Here is a 21,768-nt window from a genome sequence, read left to right as displayed (position 1 = left end):
TTCGTTTTTGCATAAGATGCTACTCCCAGTCCGCACTCAAGACCTCAAAAGGCAGATGCTTTAGATAGGCATTCCGGTCAATATGGGGGGTAAGATACCCCTGCCTCAATTAAAGCGGCGATCGCTACCGCTGTCTAAGTAGCCAACTCGCCATACTTCAACGCTGATATAGTGGAGTGTACTTCTTGAGCTTTCGTGATCTGGCTCATTCTCACCACACTTTTGATAACTGCATTGTTTCTAACCTAAACTCTCAAGCTAACTTGAGAGTTTAGGTGTAGCATGAATCTGCAAACGATGAAATCCTATCTATCGCAGACTCAATTTCCAAGGAAACTACCCCATTCAAGAAAAATATGCATTTTTACACCTAAGGCTTGACTCTCAAGTTAGCTGCAGGGTTTAAGCTATTTCACAACGGTTATAGAGGCTTAAAAAATGACTCAGCATTCAAAAGAAGTCTTTAAAGAGGATTGCCCCATTTGCGATGGTACGGTCCAGTCTGTAGAAGAGTTAGCTTGCCCCTCCTGTAAGATCCAGATTTGGCACCTTGGTGCAGATGATACCGCTCAGCGTCTTGAGCAAGCTACTCAGTATGGCATTCATCGGGTTCCAGCGATGGTGGTAAACAGCAAACTGTCGGGCTGCTGTCAGAATTAGAAGCCTGTTTCCTGTAAGTCATACCAAATCCGGCTTGCTAAACCCCGAAACGATTATCTCCGTAGCTTTCACTATCATTGTTCTTGAAACTTTCTAGCGTTTTAGGATATCGGGGGTATCAAAGTCGGATTTGGTATCACCCCTCTTTTGTCACTCTGGCCAGATAAAATCTGTAATAACGATTTCCCGTTATTGTTAAAAATTGTTCTTCGGCGCAAAAATACGGAAATAGACGAGAAACAATCAAGAATTTATCCTCCCCCTAAAGTGACAGAAGAGGGATCACTCATCCAGACAGGTGTCGGACAGGGGTAAAGTTCTCAGACTCAACCTCCTACTCCTTGAGTTAACTGATACTCGACTCTAGACTCTCAAGTTAGATTGAGAGTCTAGACCGTGCATATCATTCAAAGAGCTGCTCTGCTCCAGCAATCACTGTTTTCCAAATCCTCTCTCTCTTGGCTTCCATCTCATCCTGATTTCATAATTGGTATTTATGCTTGTGTAAGCAAACGTCTTATCAGTTCAGCCTTACAAATTTAGTAACGACAAAAGAATGACCCAAGATCGTGTCGAGTCTAACCCTGCTGAATCAGAAATATCTGTTTCTCCATTAGCCAAAGTTGAGGAGGCCGAAGGCGATGCGTGCGAGGATAATGACTCCCAGGTCGCCTCTATCAGTCATTCCCCTGGCTTTCGTCCGTTCCAAAGTTTATTTGCCTTGGGCATTTTCATGGTCCTCTCAGGTGGCATCTGGTTTGCTGTCAAGCAGTTCGGTGAGATGGCGATGGCAGATACAGAGCAGGGGACAATGGATCATGGGGGTATGTCTCATGATGAGATGATGGCCGTGGATGGGGCTTTCAATGCAATACCCGTTCAGGTAGAGGAAATCCGCCCCGGTTTGGTTCAGGAAACGATTCAGTATACGGGATCGGTGTATCCCTACCTAGAAGTCACGGTGTACCCGCGCGTCGCGGGACAACTCAGAGATTACTCAATTTACCCAGGCGATCGCGTTACCAAGGGCCAAGTGATTGCCCAACTTGATGCCTTAGAACGACGAACTGAACTGGTCGAAGCGAAGGCTGAGAGGGACGTCATGCGTGAGATTCTAGTCGCTAACAGCATGCAGTTGGAGGAGCAACAGCGCGAGATTGACCGTATGGCTGCTGAACTGGATTACATGAAGCTCAAGGCCAAACGCTTTAAGGCTCTGGCTGCAGGCGGGGCCATTTCCCAAAACGACTATGACCTCGTCGCATCAGAGGTGGCAGCCAAGGAGTCAGCGATCTCTGGAGCAAAAACCAAGTGGGTGCGAATGAAGGCAGAGCTAGGGCGAGACCGTGCCAAGATCAATCAATTCCAAGCAAAGGCGAACACGGCGGTTGTCATGGAGCGCTACACCAATCTCACCGCCCCCATTAGCGGGATTGTGCAGTCTCGGATGGCCGATCCGGGGGTAGTGGTTCAGCCCGGAATGGGGGTGCTCAAAATTGGGGACTATAGCCGGGTGAGGTTACGGGCAAATGTCGCTCAGGCCGATGCGGTCGGAATTGGTAAAGGAACCCGCGTCAAAGCCCTGATTCCGGGTACGAAGATGCCACCGATCACTGGTGAAATCACCAGCATTTTCCCCAGCGCCGATCCTCGAACGCGCACAGTCACTGTAGAGGCAGTGGTGAATAACCCCAGCGATCAGCTACTGTCGGGTCAGTTTCTAGAAATGCAGATCATCAAGGCCAGTAAACCCGCAACACTGTCCGTCCCCCAGACGGCTCTGCATCAGTTTCAGGGGCAGCCAGCGGTGTGGGTGGTGCAGGGTAATGGCGAAGAGGCAGTCGCAGTGAGGCGCAGGGTAAAACGGGGGCTCGTGAGTGGTGATCGTGTTGAAATAGTGAAGGGCTTGAAGTCCGGCGATCATGTCATTACAACGGGCACTTCGCGATTGTTAGAAGACTCAAAGGTTGCGGTCGTCAACGCGGCTGGTGAGCCCGTAGCTTCATTGTCCACGCCGACTGCGGGAAATGTCTCAATTCAGCTGGTCCGTCCCAAGACGAAAACAGTGAAAGCCGGGACCGAGGAGTTGATTTTGCAAGTGGTCGATGCGGACACTCTATCCCCCTTGGCCATTAAGCAGCTTGAAGTGGATGTGACTATGCCGATGAAAAATATGGCTCCCATGACGGCCATGGTAGACCTCAAAGCTTTACCGGAACCGGGTAAGTTTCGGGTAAAGACCCATTTTGGGATGAAGGGAGACTGGGTGATTAAGGCCCAGGTCAAGGATGCCGAGCATCTAGGACGCGCCCAGTTCAAGCTAACGGCTCAATAGAACGCCTTTCGAGGGATTGAATTGACCTCAAACAATATCAACATCATTCATTGTGAGGACTGATATGAAGAAAATCTTTTTGGCGATCGCTCTTGTGAGCACCTTTCTATTTTCCTGTAGTGCCCAATCAGGAGAACAAGCTGCAGAGACATCGGACAGCGCAGAAGCTCCCACAGAGCAGGCAAAATCCAAGCCTGATGGTGACAAGGAAGGCATGGACCCCAGCAACACATCTAAGGATATTCATTTAGTGAGTCCTAAATCCGCCGAAGTGCCCATGGGCGATGCCGAACTGGTGGTTCGCGTTGAGAAGGAGAATCTCACGCCCGAGGATGTCTCTGTCCAAGTCTCAATGCCCATGGAAGGCGAAGCGGATATGACCTCTCTGGCCATTGTGGAACCCGGAGATAAAGCCCAGGAGTTCAAAATTAAAACCAACTTTGGGATGGCTGGTCCTTGGACAGTGCAGGTAAAGGCCAAGGATGCTGAACCTGCAACCCTAGCCTTTGAGGTGAAGTAGGTCAATGAAGGCGTAAGCCCGATGAAAGAATTTCTCACCCGCTGGTCTATCAAGCATCCAGTTCTAGTAACTGCACTCTATATCGGTATCTTGATCCTGTCACTATTGGTGTTGCTGGGGTTGCCCGTGAGGATGATGCCCTACGTGGAAAGTCCGCTGGTGGCCGTCATTACTCAAGCCCCTGGCTCGTCACCGGAGGAGGTGGAAGCCTATATTACCAAGCCCTTGGAACAGCGCATGACGGTATTGGAAGATGTCCGGTTTGTGCGCTCAACCTCCCAGCAAAATCTATCCCTGATAACGATCCAGTTTGGCTGGGGCGGCAACATTAATCGGGCTGTTCAATCTGTCCAAAGCCTTATGAATGCAGCGGAGGGAGATACTGAACTACAAGGACTCAACGCCCGGTCCTACTGGGTGTTGCCCATTGACCCTTTAAACCGCCCCGTGTTGACCTTGGCCCTGACGGGGGATCAATGGGACCCGGTGCAGTTGCGGGAGTTTGCCGATAATACCCTAGTGGATCGGCTCACCCAAGTGGACCATGTTCAGGCCGTCTCGATCTTTGGTGGTTACCGACGACAGCTACAAGTGATTGTCGATCGCCAAAAGCTGGGAGCCTATGGGCTGTCTATTGTGGAGGTGCGCGATGCCTTGGATCGGAATAATTTGAGCCAAGGCTCTGGCATCCTAACGCGGGAGGATACAGAAATTCTCGTGCGCACTGATGAGCGGGTGCAAAATGCAGCGGCGCTGCTAGACTATCCACTCCTAGAGCGCGATGGCCAAGTGGTCTATCTTCGAGATGTGGCGACAGTTGAGGATACCTTTGAAGAACGCCGCAGCAGTTACCGCTACAACAGCCAAGCGGCCCTGGCTGTGAATATTATTCAAAAGCCGGACTCTAGCTCTCCAGCGGTGATTAAGCGGGTGCGAGCAGAAGTAGAGAAGATTAAACAGGAATATCCAGGATTGGAATTTCAAGAAGCTTATGACAACTCCTTCCTGGTCAATATCATTTTGCAGAGCACGTTTAAGGAACTGCTCATCAGTGTTCTCCTAGCCGGGGGAGTGATTTTACTCTTCCTACAGGACTTCCGCGCCACAGCACTGATCATGATTTCTATTCCCATGTCGCTGGCGCTTTCAACGTTGCCCTTTGGTCCCATGCAGATGTCCCTCAACTCTTCGACGTTGATTGGCATGATGATGGCGATTGGGAAACTGGTGGATGACTCCATCATTGTGATTGATTCCATTGAGCAAAAGATCCGTCAGGGGTTCCGTCCACTGGCAGCGGCAATTCGGGGAACTGGCGAAGTCTTTTTAGCCAGTGTCGCAGCCAGTTGTGTGATGGTGGCTGCGTTGCTGCCGAGCATGCTGTCTGGCGGTCTAACAGGACTCATGTTTGTGGGGCTTGTGTGGCCGATGATTTTTGCATTTGTGGCGTCGGTCCTAGTGTCGGTCACGCTGGTACCACTGCTGGCGGCATTCTTTTATCGCACCTGGTCTCCAACCCACCGCAAAACTTGGCTGCAAAAATTACTGACTCCCATTAGCTATAGTTTCCAACAATTAGAGCGCAGTTACAGATGGCTCTTGCAGCTAACGCTTCGCAACCGAGAAGTGACTTTGGCCGTCATCGCTTCTACGGTGGTTTTGGCCATCTCGCTCTATCCGCTCGTACCTCAGGAAATGATGCCCTTAGGCGATTCTGGGCAGTTTATGGCCACACTAGAAATGGAGGCAGGCAGTTCCTTCGCTAAAACCGATACCAGTACTGCCCAGCTAGAAGCATTGTTGCTTCAACAGCCGGAGGTGGAAAAAGTCTCCTCCCAAGTAGGCTTTGAACTTACCCGGAATAGCACTTACTTTACGGGCTACAGTATGGGCAATGCTAATACCGCCTCGCTCACCGTGACGCTGAAGCTGAATCGTGAGCGTGACATCTGGCAAGTGATGGATGAGGTTCACGCCGAGGCAATGGCAACGATCTCCGGTATCCGACGGTTGGCCCTCAAAGAAATGGGTGTGGATGTCATGGCCACCTCCGCCGCCCCCGTTCAGCTGGCGATCTATGGTGATGATCTCGATATCCTCCACCCGCTGGCGAACGATGTATTGCGGATTGCTGAAGAGACGCCGGGGCTAATGATGGCTCACACTAGTGCAGCCATGACACAGCCAGAGCTAATGCTAAATATTGATCGCCGCCGTGCCCAAGAGTTGGGCTTGAATGTAGAAGCCATTGCCACCCAAGCCCGATTTGCCCTCAATGGCGGCATGACCCAGCGTTCTTACAACCGACCAAATCTAAGGCAGAATTCAATTTTGGTGCGCTATGACGAAGTAGATCGGGGAACAGTCCAAGATTTAGAAAGTACCTACCTGACAACACCCAACGGTCAACAGGTTCCCCTGAATACGCTCGTGCAGCTCGACTATCGTCAAGGACCAACATTGATTGAACATGTCAACAGCAAGCGGGTGGTTTATGTCAATGGCTACTACCGCCGCCAGGGTCCTGCTTCAATGGATTTGAGCATGGCGATCGCCATGCACGCTGGAGCTGAGTTAGAGATTCCACCTGGCTATGGGATTGACTCCATGGGCGATATGACCGACATGATGACTGAGTTCACACGCCTGCTCAATGGTCTAGCCATTTCACTAATGCTGATCTATATCATCCTGGTCATCCAGTTCAATTCCTTTATTCACCCCTTGGTGATGATGTTATCGGTACCGTTGCAACTCGTGGGTGTCTTTGGTGGGTTGATTCTCGCCAATCAAACACTGTCCACGGTTTCAATTCTGGGGATTATCATTCTTTCGGGCCTGTCTATGTCAGCTGCAATTTTGCTATTGGAGCTGATTTTAACCAAGCGAAGGGAAGGTATTTCCAGAGAAGAGGCGATTTCACAGGCTGGACCAGTACGGCTAAAAGCAATTGTGATGACTACACTAACTACACTAATTGTTGTAGTGCGGCTGGCCTTCTTTCCTGAAATTGGCTCAGATGCCTATTCATCCATTGCAACGGTAATTTTGGGAGGGTTGGTGATTTCGACCCTGCTAACGCTGATTGTGGTGCCGATTGTCTATACGTTTGTGGATGATGCTATGGAGTTCATCAAGGGCTTCATGCAAAGAAGATCTCAGGGGAAGCAACGAAAAGCACTACAATCGAATCAACCTTAGAAGCTCTACAGGAACTCCTGTGAACCAGCCCTGTACGCATAAGTTGAGTGTAACTAAGACTTGCTCTCATCCGATTTTTTCAAACCCAACTCAACGAGACGAACTGGTGGAATGTCGGAAATTTGAGCGAAACGCGACATAATTTTGACCACTGAATCAGCACTTGCGGATCACTATATAAGATTGGTGATTTTAATTCCAGGTTTTTGACCAAAATCAGAATTTAAAATTAGCTAAGCTGTCAAAATATTGCTATATATGGTTTTTGATAATTTAGAATGTATCTGGCTTACTGAAATTTAGTGTAATAAGAACCTGCTTGCCTGAAGATCTGGCACTAGTCTCTTAGCAGGATCTACAAAGTCACAACCCTTTTTGTTCTATGGGTTTCGGGACTATCTTCGTAGCAAGCCAAGAGCGCACTTTTGTCAGGATTGACCGTTAACATCCAGCGCTGGAACTCTAAGAGCGTGGGATTAGCGCGAATGACTTTTCCAGGTTGATAACTCGCGATCGCATCGATGAGCCAGTAGCATTCCCCACCCATAGCCAGTGCCTTAACGCCATCGGTATAGAGAAGGCCAAAGGGGTGTTTGTAATGTTGTGTAGTGCAATAGTAATGATCAAGATCAGCAAGCAGTTCAGAAGCAGTTAGCATAAATGTTTCCTCTGAAATTTGTAGCGAGAGGGTTGAAGCAGTTAAGTAAGGTGCTTCGTTTACAGTCTTTGAAACTTGTTGAGAGCGTTTTGAGCGAGATGATGGATATGTAGTTGTCGTTTATTGAGGTTAGTGATCGCGTTTTCGGCATCGTCAAGAGCTTGGTTTGCATCCTGGATCGCGAGATTGATAGCGCTGATTAAATTGCCCTTGGCAAGTTCATAATCGAAAGGAGTCATGGTGAGCCCTCCAAGGCGTAATTATTGGCTATACGAGGGGTATTGCCTCATCAGAGATAGCGCCCACAGTCGTGGCAGATGCCATCTTGGTCAAGCTCCAGTGTTCTGTACCACAGTCCACAGGAAGCGCATTGTTGCAGCTTGAAATGGTCCTTGAGTCGTTGAAGGACACGGGAGAAAGAGAGAGTGAATCTTTTCATAGATCGTCTCTTTGATTGGGATATTGATTTGTAGAAAGAGGTTTTGCGATCGCAGGCTATATCCCCGGCAGTAGGGGTTTGTGATCGCACAGGGGTTAGCATTCCAGCTAGGCGGATAGGGTTTTCCCCTGGCCAAAGGAAAGTTCAGTACAGCCTTACCCATTCTTGGATCTGGGGATTGCCCCTGAGTTGTTTTCGGGCTTCGTAGAGATAGGCTTTGACACTGCCAACCGTCAGTTCCAGGCTGAGGGCAATCTGCTGAGTGGTTTCACCGTCCAGGTAAAAGGCCCGGAATGCATGGATTTGCTTTTTGAACGATAGCGTCTTGGAGAGGGGCTTGAGCAGTTGCTTCAACTCTTCGAGGATGGCGAAGTCTTGAGGGGTGTCATGATTGCATAGAGGAGCATTCATCCTGAGCTGCCCATACAGTGTTTTGCGTTTGTGCTCATATCCCAGCTCTTGCTTGAAGAGGTTGCGGAACTTCTGTCTGAGGAGGAAAAGACCCAGCTTGAGAATCTTCTATATCGTCCAGGCCGAGTGGGGTTGTAGTAGTTAGCGGCCTTTTCAATGGTGATGATGCCGATTTGGAACAGCTCATCTGTGGTCAGACGATCGGAAAAGTTGAAGCGATGGATCATCAACCAAATCATTTTGTGATGTCCCTCCACGAGTGCTTTGAGTGCGCGTTCACCGCGAAGGCAAATCCTTGTTTCTTCGAGGGTTAGCCCTGCTTTCTTCTGTTTGAGGAGTAGGGTACGGGCCTGAACTTGAGAGACTAAGGCTAATTGTTCATCAGTGGTTAGATATCGTCGATCAGAGAGTTGTTTTCCCTGATGAGTTGGGAAAGGAGTGGTATAGGTCATGGTGAAATACCCTCTATGAATGTGTCGTTAGGAGTAGCTGAGAACTATACTCAATAGCTGTTTTAAGAGACAAGTACTGCCTTTAGGAAAAACAACGAATTTATAGGTATTCCAGCGATGGGTTGGCCGAGGGACTGGGGGCAGCTCGCGGGGATATAGCTATTGACTCCATTCTCAACATTGTGGAGATAGGCTATTGTTGCTGTCGTGTCTCACGCAATTTGTCCTTTTGTCTCACGCAATTTGTCCTTGCGATCGCAGGTAGTATCCCCAACGATGAGCATCTGCGATCGCAGTTACAGAACAGTTAGAAGTATTGGGAAGCGATTACCCAGGCTTGTCCAAGGAACTCTAGGTGTGTATTCCGCTCGTTTAATTGATTAGCAGAGAGCCATTCACGGGAGCGGGCAGTCATATAGGGATCAAAATCCGAGTCAGGGCAGGTTTCGGTATATGTCCAAATGCAATCTTGACAGGGCTCCATCGAGCACAGGTCATCCTCATCCTGCTCCAGGAATTGTTCAGCAGCCAGTCGATCCATGACATTGAACGGCACATCATGTTTAACCACCTGATACATGGGGTATTGGCAACAGCAGGCGTTACCCGCTCCCAAACTTCTTGGGTATGTTGTCGCGTTGAATTATATTTCTCCAGTTCAGTCATAGTCAGCCACTCACGGGAGAGAATGGCGACCGATCCATCCTCTCGGGTGCTGCCATCCGTCAAGAAGCAATCAAAACAGGGTAGAACTTCTCCCCCGTATTCCTCTTGTTGGCCGTGGGCACATTGGCAATCCATTGGAGTTGAGTAGAGGTTTTGGGTTGGGAAAGTGAGTTTATACATTTGCATGATGCAGCCCTCATTGTGGCGTGGTCTTATCATCGGTTAGTGATCACCCCCATCCGTTTGGGGGCGATCTCAGCATTCAAAGTCAACCTTGCGGTTGCAGGGGAGCGACATTATCGATAGCTTTCTTGGCAACATCGCGCCAATGGGTTGTTTCATCCCACCGTTGGAAGACCTTTTGAGTGCCCAACCAGACCCGGCAGAACAGCACCTTGTCATCTTGATCTGAAGGGACGGCCTCGATGGTGATGGGCTGAAGGAGCTGTTTCGTATTGAGATTCGCGATCGCCATCAATAAGCCTTTAGCGAAGACGGACTCAGCACCAGCTTCCAGGGTGCAGGGACGATGCGCCTGAAGCTTGACTCTGATTTACAGGTGGGTTTCCTTTTGTATTCCCCTTTGATGAACTCCAGGCTTTGAGGAAGCCAGTGAGAGCAGGATGAGGGATTTCTTGGGTTGGGAATTAGAATCGAGGGTATACCAAGTATGAGTGTTAGCTCGATTGCAGAATATGGCAATAGCGCTAGGACTTTCACCAAATCCTAGCGGTCTGTCGAGAAGTTGTTCCTGGGCAGTATTTGAGTGGCTGTCATGATGGCCTCCGATTGCGATCGCAAAGAACAGATGGCTAGTGATGGATTAGAACAGCGTGGAAGGTATGACTGAAGGGAAATGGTTTTGAGGCTGTGATCTGGCCTGTGAACAAATGTCGAGCACAATGATCACCAAGACCAGGAGTAAGAGCAAGCGGTAGTCAGAGGGTTTGGGCATTGCGGCGGGCCTCCGTATGACTTTCTTATGTAAAAATAAGTTCAAATTACATAAGAAAGAAAAGAGCTATAATCCTTATTCTGTAGTAGCTTCAAATAATTTAGACTCTATAGCGGCATCAATATTTGCTTTCAGTTCGATCAGTTCAATAGGGTCAAGGTATCGCATAAATGAGACGCATCAACAGGGGAATTTCCAGGTCGAAGCCTAGTTTTTATTGAGCGAGATCCAGGCTTTAGAACGTTGGGTAAGCGTGGGGTGTACCATACGGTCATCGTCCTTTGTAGGGTGCAAATTGTGGGGGTAATAGAACCCTCTACTGATCCTTCGAGGTGCGGTGCAATCCTTATAGGTACGGCTAGGAGCGGCAGTCTATAAGCCTTCTGCATTCGTCGCAGTTCTATTTAGTTGTGGAAGTAATGAGTGGAGCAGGAACGGCCTGTCTCTCAACCTGTACCTAATATAGCAATATTCACACCTAAAGTCAAGTATTTAAGATATGAGAATTAATAAATAGGTACGAGAAGCATATAGGTATAAGAAAGAGGCAAGGGTAGAATTGGAAATTGTAGCGCAACTTTACAAAGTCTATAAGCTATACACAGTAAGGAGCACAGGCGATAACACAGGGGAAGATTTTTGAATGAGCGCTGTGATCACACGATCCGATCCGAGATCCTGCGTCACACAGAGTAGATCTGCGATCGCTTATATGATTTTTAGGTGTAAGTTCATAGGTGTGATATAAAATAGTATCAGTGTCATGTCTCACGCTATTTGTCCTATCGTCTCACGCTATTTGTCCAGATATAGCTAAAAGATTTTACAGTAAGCATTACAGCGACATCTTTAATTGATTGATCTGTTCATTTCTTATCAAAAGTATTCTTCTTTAATCAAGCTTTACTTTGCTGTATTTATTTCTGGGTAAAGGCTATAGGAATTGTGGACAAATAGCGTGAGACACTTTGCTTAACTATTTCGGACAAATAGCGTGAGACGTTTTATACTTTGTCTGAGCTGCATCTATTTCTTTTTCGATGAAGGTTTCACCGCTTTTGTCTCGTAGTCTTAAAATGAGTTTCGGACAAATAGCGTGAGACGTGCTCGGGCTAAAAATGTTTGAAAATTGTCAGTGGTTTAGTGCGACGTGTCTGACTTTTACCAACTATAGAACAAACATCGGAGACTCCTTTGTCAGAAGGATTAGCTGACGGGGTAGAACAGAAGATTCTGAACAATACAGAACCGCTTCCGTATCACTTGCAGCGCCGTCTAGAGGTATTGCAACGGTTAAAGAGTTACGAAGGGTGCAAGAGATATGTCCAAGAGCGAAAAAAGGCCGCTCAAGAGTTAAGCCTCAGTGATCGTAGTCTGCGTCGCCTGATACACCAATTCCGTGAGCAAGGTATAGAAGGAATCATTCGTCAGTCTCGTTCAGATCAAGGGCAACTCAAAGTGAGTGAAGATTGGCATCAGTTTATTGTGCAAACCTACCGTAAAGGAAACCGTGGGATGCGTCATACAGCTCCTGCTCAAATTGCTAATCTTGTGCAAAGTAGGGCTGCAAAACTCGGTCAGTCGGAATATCCCAGTCGAGCTACTGTCTACCGTATTCTAGAGCCAGAAGTGAAGTCACGATCGCTCAAGAAGAAACGTCGAGCGATTGGTTGGAATGGAGAAACCTTAAAGCTCACCACTCGTAAAGGGATAGAGCTGAACATCGAATATAGCAATCAGGTGTGGCAATGCGACCATACCCCTGCCGACATCCTAGTTGTGGATCAGCAAGGTGATATCCTGGGTCGTCCCACCCTGACTACCATTGTTGATACCTATTCCCGGTGCATCATGGGCATTCACTTAGGTCTGTCCTACCCTAGTGCCGCCGTCACCTGCTTGGCCCTGCGCCACGCCATCTTACCCAAGCAGTACGGAGCTGAGTATGAGCTAATGAACCTCTGGGGCACCTATGGCGTCCCCCAATACCTCTATACCGATGGCGGCAGTGACTTTACGTCCCATCATATTGATCAAGTCGCTGCCAGCTTAGGCATCGTTTTATGTTTACGTCGGAAACCCTCAGATGGCGGGATCGTTGAGCGGCCTTTTGGCACCTTAAATAGTGAGTTTTTCTCAACCCTTCCCGGCTACACCACTAATTGCCTCAAGAACCACCGCAAACGGGCTGAAAGTGAAGCCCGTCTGACCCTCCATCAACTAGAGCGTTTACTCGTGCGCTACATCGTGGATCGGTATAACCAACTCCCAGATCCGCGTCTAGGTAAACAAAGTCGTTTAGCCCGTTGGGAAGAAGGCCGTATTGCCCAACCCCCGTTGATTGAAGAGCGAGACTTAGACCTTCTCTTGATGCGTCAGGATCGTCGCCGAGTCTATCGAGGTGGGTATATTCGCTTCTCCAACCTTATTTATCGAGGTGAATATCTAGCAGGCTATGCCGGACAACAAGTCGTTCTTCGTTATGACCCGCGTGATATCACCAGCTTGCTGATTTATCGGCAAGAAGGCCCCAGAGACGTTTTTCTGACCCGAGCCCGCGCTCAAAACTTAGAAACGGAGCGTCTGTCTTATCCGAAGCGAAAGCTATCAGTCGTCGTCTGCGCCAAGCCTCAGAAGAAGTCACCAATAAATCCGTCTTAGCTGAGGTACGAGATCGCACCCAGTTTATCGACAACTTGCTAGAGCAACCTTTCCCCATGCCTGAAGAGCAACCTGACCTGCTCCCTCAACCATCGACCGAAAATGAAGAGGAAGCGCCTGATGAACCCGTTGTTACCCAGCCATTGCCTAAGATTCAGGTGTATGACTACGACACACTACGTCGGGAACATGGCCTCTAAGTCCACTGAACATATGGAGTGACCCCCTATGGCATCAGAGCATCTGAATGAGTCGTCCACTAAAGCGCTCCCTATCGAAGAGCAAGCTGAACCCATCGATGTGGAAGAGCAAATTAGGCAATTAGGTAAACGCCGTATTCTTGAGCTGCCTCAGATGACGCGATTTCATACCTGGCTAGATGCCAAGCGTTTGACCCGTCAATCCTGCCGAGTGGTTGGAGAATCACGAACGGGAAAAACGATTAGCTGTGATACCTACCACTTGAAACATACCGTCACGCAGAACCCAGGCTATGCGCCCATCATTCCAGTCGCCTATTGGCATTGTCCAGAAAACTTGTCAGTGAGTGGCTTTTTACAGGTCTGTTGCAACTCCTCCAATATCGGGCAACAGGGGCCGGATTCCAGAATTACGAGAACGGCTGTATAACGTTCTCTCCAACTGTGGTGTTGAGATGCTGATTCTGGATGAAGCGCAACGTCTGACAGAACGGGCCATATCTGAGGCCCGTGATATTTCCGACAAGTTGGAAATATCAGTTGTGTTAGTGGGAACCGATCGTCTTAATGCTGTACTGAGCTGGGATGAGCAAGTTAAATATCGATTTCTGTTGACCTATCATATGCCTCGTCTAAATTCAGAAGAGTTACGAGAGACCACGGCCCTTTGGAAGAGCATATCCTGCAACTACCTGAACCCTCAAAACTCACCAGTGCTAAAGCTCAAGATCTGCTCCTTCAGAAAACCCAAGGATATATAGGGCTCTTAGATCAAATTCTCCGAGAAGCAGCCATTCAAACTTTACTGATGGGGCGAACTCGCATTGAATATAGCCTCCTGAGGCAAGTGGTCAAATCCTGTTCATTATGATGGCCTTCGCTGTGGTTCGAGTGTGATGCCCCCATCGATTGCCTCATTACAACCTTGGATGTTTCAGGTTCAACCCTATCCAGACGAAAGCTTTGGACATTTTTGGGCCGCTTTCGTCGAGCCAATTGTCTGAGTAGTGGTCACCTGTCTACCATGCTGAGACTTAGATCCTATATGGTTGCCTATTGGGAAACGCCTTCTCGTCGTCGAATACCGAATGCTGCTGCGCTCAATATCCTGTCTGATTTGACGGGGTGGAAGTAGCTCGGCTGTGCCTAATGCTGTTTCAGAGGAGACCCAGCTTTATTTCAGACCCGCCTTTGTGCGCTATGTTATGCCGAAATTCCATCCCATCAATTGACTTGGCAAATGGCTGAAATATCGCATTGCGATCGTCATCAACGTCAACTGTTGTCTGCTTGTCCCCGATGTGGAACGCTTTCCAATTGCCAGTGCATTGGCAGGTTGGTGAGTGTGAATACTGTCATTTACCGTTTGCAGAAATGGCTTCTGATCAGCTACCGGTAGCGGCAAAATCGCCTTGATTGGCCCAGCGACGTTCAATATTGATCTGCCCAAGCTAAAGTATCGGAGCAGTCTTTAAGGGAGTCTGGATGCCCACTTCAATAGAATCCCACACCCCTGGAATGGAGTTGAGATAGAGGGTTCTTGCAATGCGTTCCAAATCTGTTCACTGACTAAAACGGCATTGCCTTGCGCGCTTGCGATCATAATCGGTTCATGAGACTCGTTCACTTGATCGACGAGATCGGAGAGCGTTTGGCTTGCTTCAGTGATGGATAGGATTGTGGCGTCTGGCATATCAATTGGTTCCAGTGTTATTGGATAAAACGCATAGATCAAAGGGAGGTTCTAGAGGAATTTGATGCTCCAAATAATCTCCCTGCCTGCTGTGGGTTCGTGGGTTTGCCGAAACTCTTCCTTGAGAATTTTGAGCTGTCTCTCTTGGACAGTGATGTGGTTAGGATATATCCATTTGCCAGGTGTGAGTCGTCGCGCGATAATTGCCCCTTCTTGCTCAAACTTGTCGTCTCCTTGTGTTGCACAGGCTGCAAAGAAAGCCGGTTTGAGGGCTTCGATTTGGTCTTCTAGTTCGGCGAGTTGAATCCGTAAATCAATCATCTGCTGAATGACTTCGGTCGGTTTGGGGATATCTGTCGCCATGAATGCTGCTCCAGAAATGATGGTTCTGAAGCCACCTTACGACATGAGGGGTGGAGAGCATGGGAGGCTTCACTGAGATCGCATCTGCCCTCAACAACGTACTAGAGGTCTGGAGGGTATTGGAGATAAACATTAGGTGCTCTTTGCCCTCTGTTTATGAATTCACAGGAGCTTTGATAACCTCATCGATCATTATGCCTGCATGTCCATGGGGAGATTATGGTACTTTCCTAAATTATGCTTCTCATGATGGGCATCAATATCTTTTTCCCTTTGCTTATGTACTCTTTGAATGACAGATTGTGACGAATGAGTCAGCCTTTTAAGTGAAGAAATCCCAATGCGCCACATTTCCTCATGAGACCGGTTGGGAGTGTTGTTGAAGGCCATAATGGCATCTATGGCGCGGTGAATCTTGGCGTTTGCTTCTTCGGGATCTAGACGCCCCCTGCCTCGCTTTTGATAGGGGGTGCAACTTGTGGCGGTGAAGGGCTGGATACGCGCTTAGAAATTTGCTGTTGCTGAAGCAAAACGAGACATAGCTGAGTGAGAGCAGCGATTAAGGTATCTATTTCTGCTCTAAGGGGCTGGGCACGATATTGTCATGAGACTGTTGTGGTTGGAGCAAAGTCTGACATAACTCAGAGAGAGTATGGGAAATGGTGTCTAAGCTCTGATTCGCGGTGGTGGGTGTAGTGTGGCTTTTTAGAGGTGGAGTTGAAACCGGATGAGGTGGAGATGGCGTTGCAATAGGTATGTCTGGGTTCGTTAAAAAGACCAAGGCATAATGTTGTCGTTCCTCGTAACTTATCCTTCTTTGGTGTAACGCTTCCAGGATGCAGTCTTACTGTCAATTAGAGGTAAATCACCAGAGTGGACTGCTGCTTGAATGGCACTTGATAAACGCCAAAAAATCAGAGTAATGCTTGAATTTGAAATCTCGCCTTTGACTAATTCTCTGATATCTTCAGGAGTTTCAAGCGTTGCAAGTGCAGAAAGGAAGTGTTGGATGGCTGCTTGGAGGTTCGGAGACGGTTCGATCCTTTGTTCTAGATCTGGAAAATCTGATGCTTGGTCACTCGGGAGTGATTGGGTGGAGGTCCATCATCCGGGTGTAAGCCTACTAGCACACTTACATTTGGATCGTGCAAACGAATCCCTTGTTGTCTATTGATTTTGCCTATTTCATTGCCAATGAAGTAATCAAAATAATGCCGCTTCTTAGCGAGGGATTTCTTCGTTTCCACGTCTTTCGTTTGCAGGATGATGAAGTGTCCCTGAATGGCGGCCATAAAGTCAATGTCTAGAATTTGGGAGGGGCATACCAATGGGTTGCAATGCGAGCATAGATGGTTCTGGAGAGCTGGGTGTATAAGTTTCCCTCTACTGATTGGTAATCGATGAGATCGGCGAAATTGAGATCGCAAGCTAGAGCAACATCATTTCCATAATGACGATTGATCTCCCGGTTATCCATAAACTTTGTATCTAACAGATCTCGGATCTGTGTAATTGAGTCCATGACCTGTTCAGCAGGTACAGAGTCGGCAACTCGAAAGCAGGATGAGGTTTAGTTGGATGAAGTTTTGGTGTCCCTGTAAACCAAAGACTGAAAGGAGATTGGTAAGAAAAGGTGGCTGTTTTGAGCAGTTCGGCGCATCTGCGGCCTGTAATGACTGTAAGTCCCGCGATGATATTTGCCCATTGGCAGCTCTTGAGCAGTTGTGATGCCTTAGCAACGATGGCATCAGGATTGGTGATGAGATGGATGCTGCCTTCACGAGGTTGAGAGCCTGCCTGAAGGTTGATCTCCGTCCACTCGTCAGTGGTGAAGCGCATATGCTCAAAATGACGTGATTCTCTGCAAGCTCTTCCTTTAGAGCTTGTCGGACCTCGACCATCAGATTCTTTTGCTGATTCAAGGTTTCCAACCCATGGGTTTTCCATTGCTGTTTCATCCAGGCTGTCCAATGGTCAGCTATTTCATGGTCCTTTGGTGTGTCCTGTAGGGATGCGATCGCAGGAAAAACGTAGTGTTGTAGATCTTTTCAAGCCATAAACGCATAGCTATAACGTACTAGCAATTAGCACTATGAGCTGTGGAAGTAGGAAGGTGTAGATAGTCTTTGTGTTCATCTTGATTAACCACTTAGGGCCATAGTGATCCTTGGGAGACCATTAAGACTGCAACATAATATTTGTTTTTGAGGAAGATATTAACTTATTCTTTCTTTCACTTTTTCGATGGAATAAGTTGTTGATAAGTAATTTAGAGGGAATCCTTTGGAAGAAATAGCCTGTGTGGTGACGTATCTTGATTGCTAGTGCTAGAGTTTTCCTAATTCCCAACAGCAAAAATTATTGGCCATACAAATGGTCCGGTTTAGTTTTAGCTCCAGCGGGAACTGGGAAAACTTCTGTTTAGCAGCACGAGTCGATCAGGCTATCCGAATGGGAGTGCATCCCAACATTGCTGTGCCTGACTTTTACAAACCGTGCAGCGCAGCAAATGCAAGATGGTCTCAAAGCTTGTGATCAACTGAACCAATTGACGGTCAAAACCTTTCATGGATTATGTGCTCATATCTTCGTCAAGAAGCATCAAAATAGGTTTAAGCCAGGAATTCGTTATTTATGATGAGCAAGATTCATTAGATCTACTCAAAGAACTATCAGGAATTCAGATAGTAAAGACTCTCCCCACTCACTCAGAAATCCAAGCCTGTAAACTGAGCTTACCTCTGGAGAATATGGAGCGCTCTTAGAACGGCCTCAGGATTACGAGTCTTATTGATGAGAGGATGACTGAAAAAGGCTTTAAAATTGCCTGCCAATATCAGTATGAATTGCAACAACGGCAGGCGATGATTTGATGATTAGTCTACTACGTGCGTGCCCTGTTGGTCTGTGAACCTGAAGCTAGAGAGCGATGGTGTAAGTGTTTGAGTTCATTCAAGTCGATGAAGTTCAGGATACTCATTGGTCGGAGTATGAAGTGATATGGATGCTGGCCAACATTCGAGAAATCTGGCCATGATTGGCGATTTGGATCAACCATCTATGAGTGGCGAGGATCTGAACCCATCAAGTTAAAGGAGTCCTTGAGAGTTGCTTCTCCCTCAACCTATCATTTGACGAAAACTACCGGGCAACGCAGATCCTGGTTAATGCTGCCTCCGCTTTTGCTGACTGTTTCTTGCAGCGTTATACGCATTCTCAACCTGCCAAGATCGCCCGTTAGGTACCCAATTCAGGTTTATGAAGGCTATACAGAAAGAGACGAGGGCCAATGGATTGCCCAGAGAATTCAGGACTTAGCCGCTGTAGATCCTGACTTCGCCTATTACCGAGTTGCAGTCCTTGCCCGTACCCATAGAAGAGCGAGTGCCGTGTTAGGTGTCTTAGCCAAGCACAGGTGCTTGCGTCACGGTTGAGGAATTGCATTTTCCGACGTCAGGAAGTGAAAGATGCGATCTCATATCTAAAACTCCTAAGCAACCCATTGATACTGGTAGTTTGCGACGAATATTACTTCGCTTGTCGAGAAGGTTGGATCGGCAACCGTGGGCAAAATTATTGCGTCTGGCAGCTCTTGTGGCTTGAGACTCACGGATTTATCCAATGTCATACGTTGCAGGATGGAGACCCATTTGCGCCGTTATGAAGGCATGGTCCTCTGGCACAGTTATCGTCTTTGATGTTGAGACGACAGGATTGTTGGCTAGTAGTGATGAGGTGATTGAGTTAGCTGCATTAAGTTGGAGAATGGCCAGTCTTCGCCACAGTGTTTCATGCTTACCTCAAAATACAGTACCCATAGAGAATCAGAGCGCATCCATGGCATTAGTGAGCAGGACTAGCGCTTAAAGGACGTTCCGCAGTGGTTGTGTTCGAAGATTTATCGACTTTGCACAAGATGCTGTGTGGGTGGGACATAATGTCGGCTTCGATATCAAAATGTTGAGGTCTCATGCTCGACGTTTGGATATTGATATTCCTATCCCTCCGTATGCTGACACCTGCGAGATTGCCGACGGTTTGTTAAAGGAACAAGAAATTTCAAGTTAGAAACCTTAGCGAAGTTTTTGAGCTGCAAAAAGGCGGCTCATAGTGCGCTTGAAGATACGAAAACTACAACCGATTACTCGTTCGTTGATTCCCTTGGTGCAGCATGATATTGCAGAACGTTGCCAAGTTGTTCAAGCCTATGCGCCTTTGTTTGATGACTTGGCCTTAGACATGAATCGATGGAAAAGTGCATTGTCGGTCACTCGCCCTCCTGAATTCTACGACAAATCATTAGGGAGGCTGGATAGATGCGTATTATCAGCGAGAACCTCACCGAATCGTAAATTTATGGAAGTTAGTGAAATTCTTTCGCGATCACGATCCAATCACTCTTGATTCTGAGACAGCCTTGAGAGAGTTATTGGTGCTTTCGGCCTGCTCCACTAATGTTGACATGATGTCTGAAGAGGATAATTTGGTCCGATCATACAGTGCATCAATCTAAAGGGCTGGAATTTGATACCGTTTCATTGCTGAGCAGTAGAAGGAGAGTTCCCCGATTTCGAAATTTAAAGGGCCAAATTAGAGGAAGAAAAGCGTGCCTTCTATGTGGCAATGACGAAGCTAAGAAGGCGTTGTATCTCTCCGGCTACCAAGTTGCGATCGCGGATATCCGAAATCACCAAGCCGCTTTCTGGATGCATTCCCAAAGCTATAAACTTCAGAGCCATCAGAGGCTGAAGCCTCTATGAGTACTTCTGACTGAATAGATAAAATAGAGTGAATAATCTATTTGTGGCGAATAGCTGTGTATTTGTGTCCAAGCTTTTGAAGTAAATAAATAGTTCAAAATAGCTGAATCTGAGTGCAAGGGGTAATATGGTTGAGGCTGTACAGAAATCGTATTTTCTAGTCAAGCGAATCCTCGACAACTTGAGGCGATCAGAAAACGGATGGGCCACTTTGATTATGCTGGCCTGGTTCTGGGAAACCTTCACCCTGGTTGAACGCATTGTTACCTGATACTCATCGGCAGGTTGCACCTGAAATCTTTTGTGTCACGTTCACGGATAAGGCTGCTCAAGAACTAACTACTCGAATGCGAGTCGCTTATTGAAGCTGAATATCGCTTCAATCTCAATGAGATGTATTAGGCACCTTCCACTCATCTGTTTACGTTGGCTAGAAGAATACGAGAGTTACTCGTCTCAACGGAACTCACGTGATGGATCAGTTGATCACAGTATTCTCTATCAACGTGTTTCGCACTATCAGAATTTACTGGTATTGAACATATCATTGACCTGACTCCAGACAGAAAACTTGGGATAGAACAGCTCACTTTGCGATGGCTGAATGTAGTCAGTGAAGAGGCGCTTGATCTCAAACTCTAGTGCAGGCTGAACATAGTGAGATCAAAGCGTTGGGCCATGCCTATACTCTTTACCAACAGCAGCTGATGAAGAAACGCTCTGGATTTTCAACTATCAATATGAAGCTTTAAAACTCTGAAGAGCCATCCGCAGGTGTTAGCAAAGCTGCGTCAGACCATTACCTATCTCATGGTGATGATATCAAGATACCATACGGTTCAAGAGCAATTGCTCATCTTTAGCTGGGATCAGCCGAATCTGCGTTGTTGGGATGATGATCAAGGGCTGTATCGCTTAGAGGAGCTACTATTCGCATATCTTGCAGTCAAAAATAGTTCTCCTGGCAGTGTGAACAGTACGCTCAAACCAATTATCGTTCCACCCTGATATTGTCCGTTCTATAACACTGGATGAATGATCAGGTTGGAGTGTGATGGCCAGGATTTTTCGCTTTGATAAGCAAATAGAGGCTCGTGATGATGATTTTACTGATGTCCCTTGTGTGATTAAGGTTGCGGGTCCCACACCAGAAGACTGGCATCGAGAATGCTGGACTTTCTATCTCATCTTCGCAATCAAGGGCATCTTACTGACTGGAACCAAGTTGCATTTCTTTTCCGGTCGGTCAAGAATGACAAAGTTGTTGCCCTGGCCCAGTTCCTAGAGGCCAATGGTATTCCCGTCTATTCACCGCGCTCGAATCAGTTCTTTGATCGTGAAGAGATTAGGTTAATGATAGGGGCGCTTACTTTCTATTCCCCAATTCCCCAGGCCAGAAAGTGGCTGAAGATGCTCAGCTAGGTATTTGGCAATACTATGACCAAGAATGTGTTCCCCTATTTGCCCAAGAACTGCGCAAGCCGGAGAATGAAGACTTGCTCAAATGGGCGAGATCGCTGGCCAACAACACCTGTATTTAACGGACAACACTAACTATGCCTTCTCTGGGCTGTTTTATCAGTTATTACGCTTTCCGTTATTTAGCCGCTATTTAGATGAGAGTTTGATGGTGGGTGGGGTCCAGGATGGCCGTTCCATGAGAAACCTGGCGATTTTTCTCAGCTTTTAGTTAAGTTGAGTATTGCAGCATCTTAGTGTTCTGTCTCCTCAGTCCCTTGATAAGAGTCTTCGTAATCTGTTCAACCAATTTTTTCGATTCCTGTCAGAGGGGGG

Annotated in this window: 28 protein-coding genes and 1 pseudogene; 16 read left to right on the top strand and 13 right to left on the bottom strand. The window is 47.4% G+C overall.

The features are described 5' to 3' along the window. Window positions 1-438 precede the first annotated feature (438 nt). The 4 genes from ON05_RS30345 (at window position 439) to ON05_RS30330 (ending at window position 6,716) form a co-directional block, all read left to right on the top strand. The gene (locus ON05_RS30345) at window positions 439-660 is read left to right on the top strand and encodes a thioredoxin (protein WP_010476515.1); all 222 of its coding nucleotides are present in this window, start codon (window positions 439-441) and stop codon (window positions 658-660) included. A gap of 556 nt (window positions 661-1,216) precedes the next feature. Further along, window positions 1,217-2,995 carry an efflux RND transporter periplasmic adaptor subunit gene (locus ON05_RS30340; protein ID WP_010476516.1) on the top strand — a complete coding sequence of 593 codons (1,779 nt, stop codon included), beginning with the start codon at window positions 1,217-1,219 and terminating at the stop codon, window positions 2,993-2,995. Between the two features lie 64 nt (window positions 2,996-3,059). Then, complete coding sequence (locus ON05_RS30335) at window positions 3,060-3,515, top strand: FixH family protein (RefSeq protein ID WP_010476517.1); 456 nt, start codon at window positions 3,060-3,062, stop codon at window positions 3,513-3,515. A 21-nt stretch (window positions 3,516-3,536) separates the two neighbouring features. Further along, window positions 3,537-6,716 (top strand): efflux RND transporter permease subunit, encoded by a 3,180-nt coding sequence (locus ON05_RS30330; protein WP_010476518.1) that lies wholly within the window; start codon window positions 3,537-3,539, stop codon window positions 6,714-6,716. A 355-nt stretch (window positions 6,717-7,071) separates the two neighbouring features. On the opposite strand, the gene ON05_RS30325 is transcribed toward ON05_RS30330, so the two are convergent. From ON05_RS30325 to ON05_RS30300, 6 genes are all read right to left on the bottom strand, one after another. Continuing rightward, window positions 7,072-7,374: a DUF6876 family protein gene (locus ON05_RS30325; RefSeq protein ID WP_010476519.1), complete on the bottom strand. Its 303-nt coding sequence runs from the start codon at window positions 7,372-7,374 to the stop codon at window positions 7,072-7,074. A gap of 59 nt (window positions 7,375-7,433) precedes the next feature. Continuing rightward, the gene (locus tag ON05_RS30320) at window positions 7,434-7,613 is read right to left on the bottom strand and encodes a hypothetical protein (protein WP_029315278.1); all 180 of its coding nucleotides are present in this window, start codon (window positions 7,611-7,613) and stop codon (window positions 7,434-7,436) included. 344 nt (window positions 7,614-7,957) lie between these two features. Next, window positions 7,958-8,224, bottom strand: coding sequence for a sigma factor-like helix-turn-helix DNA-binding protein (locus tag ON05_RS30315; RefSeq protein WP_139025943.1), 267 nt, complete (start codon window positions 8,222-8,224; stop codon window positions 7,958-7,960). Further along, complete coding sequence (locus ON05_RS30310) at window positions 8,221-8,676, bottom strand: hypothetical protein (protein ID WP_262562537.1); 456 nt, start codon at window positions 8,674-8,676, stop codon at window positions 8,221-8,223. The genes ON05_RS30315 and ON05_RS30310 overlap by 4 nt, the downstream gene beginning before the upstream one ends. A gap of 307 nt (window positions 8,677-8,983) precedes the next feature. Next, window positions 8,984-9,256, bottom strand: a complete 273-nt coding sequence (locus tag ON05_RS30305; RefSeq protein WP_262562536.1) for a hypothetical protein — start codon at window positions 9,254-9,256, stop codon at window positions 8,984-8,986. Window positions 9,257-9,610: 354 nt separating this feature from the next. Next, the gene (locus ON05_RS30300; protein WP_262562535.1) at window positions 9,611-9,817 is read right to left on the bottom strand and encodes a hypothetical protein; all 207 of its coding nucleotides are present in this window, start codon (window positions 9,815-9,817) and stop codon (window positions 9,611-9,613) included. 1,674 nt (window positions 9,818-11,491) lie between these two features. Here ON05_RS30300 and ON05_RS30295 point away from each other — a divergent pair. The 4 genes from ON05_RS30295 to ON05_RS30280 are packed head-to-tail and all read left to right on the top strand — an operon-like array spanning window position 11,492 to window position 13,919. Next, entirely contained in the window at window positions 11,492-12,958 is a 1,467-nt protein-coding gene (locus tag ON05_RS30295) for a Mu transposase C-terminal domain-containing protein (RefSeq protein ID WP_262562534.1), read from the top strand. 56 nt (window positions 12,959-13,014) lie between these two features. Continuing rightward, window positions 13,015-13,158 carry a hypothetical protein gene (locus ON05_RS30290; protein ID WP_262562514.1) on the top strand — a complete coding sequence of 48 codons (144 nt, stop codon included), beginning with the start codon at window positions 13,015-13,017 and terminating at the stop codon, window positions 13,156-13,158. A gap of 28 nt (window positions 13,159-13,186) precedes the next feature. Beyond that, complete coding sequence (locus tag ON05_RS30285; protein ID WP_262562533.1) at window positions 13,187-13,588, top strand: TniB family NTP-binding protein; 402 nt, start codon at window positions 13,187-13,189, stop codon at window positions 13,586-13,588. Continuing rightward, window positions 13,506-13,919 (top strand): TniB family NTP-binding protein, encoded by a 414-nt coding sequence (locus tag ON05_RS30280; protein WP_262562532.1) that lies wholly within the window; start codon window positions 13,506-13,508, stop codon window positions 13,917-13,919. Before ON05_RS30285 ends, ON05_RS30280 begins: the two co-directional genes overlap by 83 nt. Window positions 13,920-14,629: 710 nt before the next feature. Here ON05_RS30280 and ON05_RS30275 read toward each other — a convergent pair. From ON05_RS30275 to ON05_RS30250, 6 genes are all read right to left on the bottom strand, one after another. After that, window positions 14,630-14,851 carry a type II toxin-antitoxin system Phd/YefM family antitoxin gene (locus ON05_RS30275; RefSeq protein WP_316964647.1) on the bottom strand — a complete coding sequence of 74 codons (222 nt, stop codon included), beginning with the start codon at window positions 14,849-14,851 and terminating at the stop codon, window positions 14,630-14,632. A 51-nt stretch (window positions 14,852-14,902) separates the two neighbouring features. Then, window positions 14,903-15,214 (bottom strand): hypothetical protein, encoded by a 312-nt coding sequence (locus ON05_RS30270; protein WP_010469764.1) that lies wholly within the window; start codon window positions 15,212-15,214, stop codon window positions 14,903-14,905. Between the two features lie 568 nt (window positions 15,215-15,782). Beyond that, window positions 15,783-15,995, bottom strand: coding sequence for a hypothetical protein (locus tag ON05_RS30265; protein WP_262562531.1), 213 nt, complete (start codon window positions 15,993-15,995; stop codon window positions 15,783-15,785). A 268-nt stretch (window positions 15,996-16,263) separates the two neighbouring features. Further along, window positions 16,264-16,506, bottom strand: coding sequence for a hypothetical protein (locus tag ON05_RS30260; RefSeq protein ID WP_262562530.1), 243 nt, complete (start codon window positions 16,504-16,506; stop codon window positions 16,264-16,266). 11 nt (window positions 16,507-16,517) lie between these two features. Further along, window positions 16,518-16,736 (bottom strand): hypothetical protein, encoded by a 219-nt coding sequence (locus ON05_RS30255; RefSeq protein ID WP_262562529.1) that lies wholly within the window; start codon window positions 16,734-16,736, stop codon window positions 16,518-16,520. Continuing rightward, entirely contained in the window at window positions 16,703-17,161 is a 459-nt protein-coding gene (locus tag ON05_RS30250; RefSeq protein WP_262562528.1) for a telomere resolvase, read from the bottom strand. Before ON05_RS30250 ends, ON05_RS30255 begins: the two co-directional genes overlap by 34 nt. Before the next feature lie 562 nt (window positions 17,162-17,723). On the opposite strand from ON05_RS30250, the gene ON05_RS38820 reads away from it, so the two are divergent. The 4 genes and pseudogenes from ON05_RS38820 to ON05_RS38815 form a co-directional block, all read left to right on the top strand. After that, window positions 17,724-17,852: a hypothetical protein gene (locus tag ON05_RS38820; RefSeq protein ID WP_396150613.1), complete on the top strand. Its 129-nt coding sequence runs from the start codon at window positions 17,724-17,726 to the stop codon at window positions 17,850-17,852. A gap of 529 nt (window positions 17,853-18,381) precedes the next feature. Next, the gene (locus ON05_RS30245) at window positions 18,382-18,648 is read left to right on the top strand and encodes a 3'-5' exonuclease (RefSeq protein WP_262562527.1); all 267 of its coding nucleotides are present in this window, start codon (window positions 18,382-18,384) and stop codon (window positions 18,646-18,648) included. Between the two features lie 676 nt (window positions 18,649-19,324). Then, a complete protein-coding gene (locus ON05_RS30240; protein WP_262562526.1) occupies window positions 19,325-19,618 on the top strand; it encodes a hypothetical protein in 294 nt (97 codons plus the stop codon). 95 nt (window positions 19,619-19,713) lie between these two features. Beyond that, window positions 19,714-19,809, top strand: a pseudogene (locus ON05_RS38815) (hypothetical protein); the annotation flags it as partial. An 18-nt stretch (window positions 19,810-19,827) separates the two neighbouring features. Here ON05_RS38815 and ON05_RS30235 read toward each other — a convergent pair. Then, entirely contained in the window at window positions 19,828-19,953 is a 126-nt protein-coding gene (locus tag ON05_RS30235; protein ID WP_262562525.1) for a hypothetical protein, read from the bottom strand. Window positions 19,954-20,748: 795 nt separating this feature from the next. Here ON05_RS30235 and ON05_RS30230 point away from each other — a divergent pair. From ON05_RS30230 to ON05_RS30215, 4 genes are all read left to right on the top strand, one after another. Beyond that, window positions 20,749-20,982, top strand: a complete 234-nt coding sequence (locus tag ON05_RS30230) for a hypothetical protein (RefSeq protein ID WP_262562524.1) — start codon at window positions 20,749-20,751, stop codon at window positions 20,980-20,982. 46 nt (window positions 20,983-21,028) lie between these two features. Further along, window positions 21,029-21,259, top strand: coding sequence for a hypothetical protein (locus ON05_RS30225; protein ID WP_262562523.1), 231 nt, complete (start codon window positions 21,029-21,031; stop codon window positions 21,257-21,259). Between the two features lie 115 nt (window positions 21,260-21,374). Beyond that, window positions 21,375-21,515, top strand: a complete 141-nt coding sequence (locus ON05_RS30220) for a hypothetical protein (protein ID WP_262562522.1) — start codon at window positions 21,375-21,377, stop codon at window positions 21,513-21,515. Then, entirely contained in the window at window positions 21,479-21,664 is a 186-nt protein-coding gene (locus tag ON05_RS30215; RefSeq protein ID WP_262562521.1) for a hypothetical protein, read from the top strand. The genes ON05_RS30220 and ON05_RS30215 overlap by 37 nt, the downstream gene beginning before the upstream one ends. The last annotated feature ends 104 nt before the right edge of the window (window positions 21,665-21,768 follow it).

The organism is Acaryochloris sp. CCMEE 5410, from assembly GCF_000238775.2.
Taxonomy (GTDB): domain Bacteria; phylum Cyanobacteriota; class Cyanobacteriia; order Thermosynechococcales; family Thermosynechococcaceae; genus Acaryochloris.
Note: the sequence above shows the minus strand (reverse complement) of the source record. Positions and strands in the feature narration are given on the sequence as shown.

Excerpts from the sequence above, each read along its gene's own strand:
- ON05_RS30235 (WP_262562525.1), bottom strand. The coding sequence starts at position 19,953 with ATGGCTCTGAAGTTTATAGCTTTGGGAATGCATCCAGAAAGCGGCTTG.
- ON05_RS30320 (WP_029315278.1), bottom strand. The coding sequence starts at position 7,613 with ATGACTCCTTTCGATTATGAACTTGCCAAGGGCAATTTAATCAGCGCT.
- ON05_RS30345 (WP_010476515.1), top strand. The coding sequence starts at position 439 with ATGACTCAGCATTCAAAAGAAGTCTTTAAAGAGGATTGCCCCATTTGC.
- ON05_RS30340 (WP_010476516.1), top strand. The coding sequence starts at position 1,217 with ATGACCCAAGATCGTGTCGAGTCTAACCCTGCTGAATCAGAAATATCT.
- ON05_RS30270 (WP_010469764.1), bottom strand. The coding sequence starts at position 15,214 with ATGGCGACAGATATCCCCAAACCGACCGAAGTCATTCAGCAGATGATT.
- ON05_RS30300 (WP_262562535.1), bottom strand. The coding sequence starts at position 9,817 with ATGGCGATCGCGAATCTCAATACGAAACAGCTCCTTCAGCCCATCACC.
- ON05_RS30245 (WP_262562527.1), top strand. The coding sequence starts at position 18,382 with ATGCTGCCTCCGCTTTTGCTGACTGTTTCTTGCAGCGTTATACGCATT.
- ON05_RS30310 (WP_262562537.1), bottom strand. The coding sequence starts at position 8,676 with ATGACCTATACCACTCCTTTCCCAACTCATCAGGGAAAACAACTCTCT.
- ON05_RS30305 (WP_262562536.1), bottom strand. The coding sequence starts at position 9,256 with ATGTATCAGGTGGTTAAACATGATGTGCCGTTCAATGTCATGGATCGA.
- ON05_RS30335 (WP_010476517.1), top strand. The coding sequence starts at position 3,060 with ATGAAGAAAATCTTTTTGGCGATCGCTCTTGTGAGCACCTTTCTATTT.
- ON05_RS30275 (WP_316964647.1), bottom strand. The coding sequence starts at position 14,851 with ATGCCAGACGCCACAATCCTATCCATCACTGAAGCAAGCCAAACGCTC.
- ON05_RS30290 (WP_262562514.1), top strand. The coding sequence starts at position 13,015 with ATGCCTGAAGAGCAACCTGACCTGCTCCCTCAACCATCGACCGAAAAT.
- ON05_RS30285 (WP_262562533.1), top strand. The coding sequence starts at position 13,187 with ATGGCATCAGAGCATCTGAATGAGTCGTCCACTAAAGCGCTCCCTATC.
- ON05_RS30255 (WP_262562529.1), bottom strand. The coding sequence starts at position 16,736 with ATGGACTCAATTACACAGATCCGAGATCTGTTAGATACAAAGTTTATG.
- ON05_RS38820 (WP_396150613.1), top strand. The coding sequence starts at position 17,724 with ATGCAAGATGGTCTCAAAGCTTGTGATCAACTGAACCAATTGACGGTC.
- ON05_RS30330 (WP_010476518.1), top strand. The coding sequence starts at position 3,537 with ATGAAAGAATTTCTCACCCGCTGGTCTATCAAGCATCCAGTTCTAGTA.
- ON05_RS30225 (WP_262562523.1), top strand. The coding sequence starts at position 21,029 with ATGGCCAGGATTTTTCGCTTTGATAAGCAAATAGAGGCTCGTGATGAT.
- ON05_RS30325 (WP_010476519.1), bottom strand. The coding sequence starts at position 7,374 with ATGCTAACTGCTTCTGAACTGCTTGCTGATCTTGATCATTACTATTGC.
- ON05_RS30215 (WP_262562521.1), top strand. The coding sequence starts at position 21,479 with ATGGGCGAGATCGCTGGCCAACAACACCTGTATTTAACGGACAACACT.
- ON05_RS30315 (WP_139025943.1), bottom strand. The coding sequence starts at position 8,224 with ATGAATGCTCCTCTATGCAATCATGACACCCCTCAAGACTTCGCCATC.
- ON05_RS30250 (WP_262562528.1), bottom strand. The coding sequence starts at position 17,161 with ATGGAAAACCCATGGGTTGGAAACCTTGAATCAGCAAAAGAATCTGAT.
- ON05_RS30260 (WP_262562530.1), bottom strand. The coding sequence starts at position 16,506 with ATGGCCGCCATTCAGGGACACTTCATCATCCTGCAAACGAAAGACGTG.